At 68.8% G+C, this 4,276-nt stretch carries 4 protein-coding genes; all 4 read left to right on the top strand.

All coding sequences use genetic code 11. From position 1 onward, the window contains the following. Window positions 1-275 precede the first annotated feature (275 nt). The gene (locus tag VH112_11965) at window positions 276-1,316 is read left to right on the top strand and encodes a rod shape-determining protein (GenBank protein HEX4540951.1); all 1,041 of its coding nucleotides are present in this window, start codon (window positions 276-278) and stop codon (window positions 1,314-1,316) included. An 11-nt stretch (window positions 1,317-1,327) separates the two neighbouring features. Beyond that, entirely contained in the window at window positions 1,328-2,164 is an 837-nt protein-coding gene (gene mreC / locus VH112_11970; protein ID HEX4540952.1) for a rod shape-determining protein MreC, read from the top strand. Continuing rightward, window positions 2,161-2,694 carry a rod shape-determining protein MreD gene (gene mreD, locus VH112_11975; protein ID HEX4540953.1) on the top strand — a complete coding sequence of 178 codons (534 nt, stop codon included), beginning with the start codon at window positions 2,161-2,163 and terminating at the stop codon, window positions 2,692-2,694. The genes mreC and mreD overlap by 4 nt, the downstream gene beginning before the upstream one ends. Next, the coding region (locus tag VH112_11980; protein ID HEX4540954.1) for a penicillin-binding transpeptidase domain-containing protein at window positions 2,691-4,276 on the top strand (1,586 nt) is incomplete at its 3' end. The genes mreD and VH112_11980, both read left to right, overlap by 4 nt.

Raw genomic sequence — 4,276 nt, forward strand, 5'->3', positions numbered from 1 at the left:
CCTTGCGGCCGAAAGGCTTGCTCGGGCTTGCGTACTGGCGGGCTTTGTGGCCCATCCATCTGATCGTCTTCCGGGTGATGTCCCGGCGCCAGGCCCGGCGGGCCCGCCTCCTCAGCGGCGCCCCGTCGGCTCCGTCAGGACAGGGCCCAGGCCAGGGGAATGCACATGTCGCCTCGGTTCATGCCGGAGCGTAGGCGAGCCGGCGAATATTCGCCTGGCCGACTCAGGTATTCTCTACCCTGTGGCTCTGAGCGCTGACATCGCAACCGGCCACATTGCCTGACAGCGCTTTCACCTCACGGTTCGGCCGGGACATGGCCGTCGATCTGGGCACCGCCAACACCCTGGTCTATGAGCGCGGCCGGGGCATCGTGCTCAACGAACCATCGGTCGTCGCGGTCAACGTGAAGGACGGCCGGCCCCTCGCAGTCGGCCTCGAAGCCAAGCGGATGATCGGCCGCACACCGAGCCACATCCAGGCCATCCGCCCATTGCGCGACGGGGTCATCGCCAACTTCGACCTGTGCGAAAAAATGCTGGCCTACTTCATCCGGCGTGTGCAGGGCCCCCGGAAGTTCGCCAAGCCCCGCATGGTCATCTGCGTGCCGTCGGGCATCACCGGCGTCGAGCAACGCGCCGTCATGGAGGTGGCCGAGTCGGCGGGCGCCCGCAAGCCGGCCTACATCATCGAAGAGCCCATGGCCGCCGCCATCGGCGCCGGCCTGCCGGTGCACGAGCCGACCGGCAACATGGTCGTCGACATCGGCGGCGGCACCACCGAGGTGGCCGTCATCTCCCTCGGTGGCATCGTCACCAGCCAGTCGATCCGCATCGGTGGCGACGAGCTCGACGAAGCCATCATCTCGTTCATCAAGAAGGAGTACAGCTTGGCGCTGGGCGAGCGCACGGCTGAGGAGATCAAGATCGCGCTGGGCTCGGCCTGCCCGCTGTCCGAGGAGCTCCATGCCGAGATCCGCGGGCGCGACCTGATCACCGGTCTGCCCAAGACCATCGTGACCACTACCGAGGAGATCCGCAGAGCCATCGACGAGCCGATGGGATCGATCCTGGACGCCGTGAAGGTGACCTTGGACAAGACGCCGCCGGAGCTGGCCGCCGACATCATGGAGCAGGGCATCGTGATCACGGGTGGCGGCGCCATGCTGCACGGGCTCGACACCCGCCTGCAGAGTGAGACCGGGATGCCGATCGTCGTGGCCAAGGACCCCCTGAACTCCGTCGCCATCGGGAGCGGTCAGTGCCTCGAGGAGTTCGAGGCCCTGAAGCAGGTCCTGATCTCCTCCAGCTCGCGGTAGCGAGTGGCGTCGTGGCGCTGACCCGACGCTCGACCCGGCCCAGGTTCACACTGCTGTTGCTGGTGCTGGCAGCGGTGACGATCATCACGATCGCCTACCGGGGCCACGCCGACTCGGTGATCAACTCGATCAAGGGCGACGCGCTCGACGCCTTCGCTCCGGTGCAGTCCGCCGTCGGAGACGTCACCCGACCGATCGGCAACTTCTTCGACGGGGCCGCGCACTACGGGTCGCTGCAGTCCGAGAACGCTCGGCTGCGGGCCGAGAACAGCCGCCTTCAGACCCAGGCCCTCCAGTCGGCCGACGCCCAGGCCAGCTACCAGGCGCTGCTCAAGACGCTGAACCTGCCGTGGGCGCAGAACATCCCCACGGTGCCGGCCGAGGTGGTGGCGAACTCCGCATCCAACTTCGAGGCCAGCATCCAGCTCAACAAGGGCCGGGACGACGGCATCGACACGGGCATGCCGGTGGTGTCGGGGTCGGGCCTGGTGGGCAGGGTCGTGGTGGCGTCCAGGAGCCGCTCGACGGTCCTGCTCGTCACCGATCCGACGTCGAACGTGGGTGTGCGCTTCGGACCCGCCGGGAACCTGGCCGTGGCGGCCGGTCAGGGAACGGGGGCGCCGGTGCGGGTCGACCTCATCCCGCCGCAGGTGCCGGTCGACAAGGGCGAGCTCATGTACACCAGTGGCCTCCAGCAGAGCATCTATCCACCTGGGGTCCCCATCGGCACCGTCCTGACCAGCGGTGTGCCTCGAGGCTCGTTCGAGCAGGCCGTCACCCTCGCCCCGGTCGCCGATCTGGCCCGCCTGCAGTTCGTCGCGGTGATGCAGTGGGCACCTAAGTCGTGACCGCACTGCTTCGTGGGCGCGTCGTCCTGATCGTTGCGGTCGTCCTCATCATCCAGCAGGCGCTGATGGATGCCTTGAAGGTCCGCGGCGCCCATCCTGACCTGATGCTGCTGCTGCCGATCGCGTTCGGGCTCGTGGGTGGTTCCGAGCGGGGAGCGGCCATGGGCTTCGTGTCCGGCCTGTTGGCCGACCTGTTCGTGGGTACGCCCTTCGGCCTGTCGGCGCTCGTCTACACCCTGGTCGGCTTCGGTGTCGGGATGACCGGGGGCGACCGACTCGGGGGAGGCTGGTGGGTGACGCCCCTGACGGCGACGCTGGCCAGTGCCGCCGGGGTGGTGCTCTACGCCGGGCTCGGAGCCGCCGTCGGCGAGGGACAGATGCTCCACGCCCATCTCGCCACCGTCACGATCGTGGTGGCAGTGGTCAACGGGCTCCTCGCCGCACCGACCGCTCGGCTGGCCCGGTGGGCGATGAACCTCGGTCGGCCGAGTGGCGCCTGGTACACGCCGGTGCGGAGCGAGAGCCGATGAAGCCGGTCGGCTTCGGCGGGCGGGAGCGTGACTCGACCAGGCTCCGCCTGGGTCTGGTCGGCTTGGTCGTAGCCGGGCTCTTCGTCGCCATGTTCGTGCGCCTCTGGTATCTCCAGGTGCTCGACTCACCTCGCTTCCAGAGCGCCGCTGTCAGCAACGGCGTGCGCTCGGTCTACGACCCCGCACCGCGCGGTCGGATCGTCGACCGCTACGGCCGCGTGCTGGTCGACGACTCGGTGACCCAGGCGATCACCCTGAGCCGCGACTCGGCCAAGATCCATCCCGAGGTCGTGGCCCGGCTGGCGGTCCTGCTCGGCATGACGCCGGCCCAGATCCAGCAGCGGCTGAACGATCCGAAGTACAGCCAGTTCAAGCCGGTGCCGGTGAAGACCAATGTCACCAACGACGTGGCGATCTACCTCAAAGAGCACCAGAGCGACTTTCCCGGGGTGGACGCCCAGTCGCTGCCGGATCGGTCCTACCCCTACGGGGCGACGGCCGCCCAGCTCGCCGGCTACATCGCTCCCATCAACAGCACCGAGCTGGCCGCGAGCAAGAACCAGGGCTACCAGCCGGGCGACCTCGTCGGTCAGGCCGGGGTCGAGGCATCGGCCGAGCAGTGGCTGCGGGGCCAGCCGGGCACGACGCGATTGCTCGTCAACGCCAGCGGCCAGGTCTTCGGCACGCTGAGCTCGACCCCGCCGGTCCCTGGCCACGACGTGCAGACGAGCGTCGACCTCGGGTTGCAACGGCAGCTCGACAGCGCCCTGGCCCAGGAGATCGGGAGCCTCGGGGGAGTACACACCGGGGCGGCCGTCGTCCTCGATCCCCGGGACGGCTCGGTGCTGGCGATGTCGTCGTTCCCCAGCTACGACCCGTCGGTCTGGATCGGCGGCATCAGCTCGGCGGCCTACGCCAATCTCCAGAACCCGGCCGGCAACTTCCCGCTCATCAACCGGGCCATCGCCGGCCTGTACACACCCGGCTCGTCGTTCAAGATGCTCACGGCGACATCCGCGCTCAACAGCGGGATCATCTCCCCCGACACCATCTACGACGACGCTGGCAGCTACACGATTCCCGGCTGTACGAGCGGGGCCTGCACCCTCGCGTCGGAGGGTCTGGGGCCGGTGAACGTCACCAGGGCCCTGGCCGGTTCCGACGACGCCTACTTCTACAACCTCGGCGACCTGTTCTGGAACCAGCGGGCCCGCTACGGCCTCAGCCCGATCCAGGACATGGCCAACACCTACGGGGTGGGAGAGCCCTCGGGGATCGACCTCCCGGGTGAGTCGGTGTCACGGGTCGACAGCCCGCAGGTACGCCAGAGGCTGCACGCCGCCAACCCCAAGGCTTTCCCCAACGGCGGCTGGTACGTGGGAGACAACGTCGAGATGGCCTTCGGTCAGGGCGGGACGGTCGTCACGCCGCTCCAGCTGCTCAACGCCTACGCCAGCTTCGGCAACGGCGGCACCGTCTTCCAGCCCCGGGTGGCCGCCGACGCCGTCGACCAGTCCGGGCACCCGGTGAAGACCTTCACCCCGGTGGCCGCTCGCCACGTCCCCCTGCCGGCGAGCACCCG

The sequence above is a fragment of the Acidimicrobiales bacterium genome (assembly GCA_036270875.1).
Classification (GTDB): domain Bacteria; phylum Actinomycetota; class Acidimicrobiia; order Acidimicrobiales; family AC-9; genus AC-9.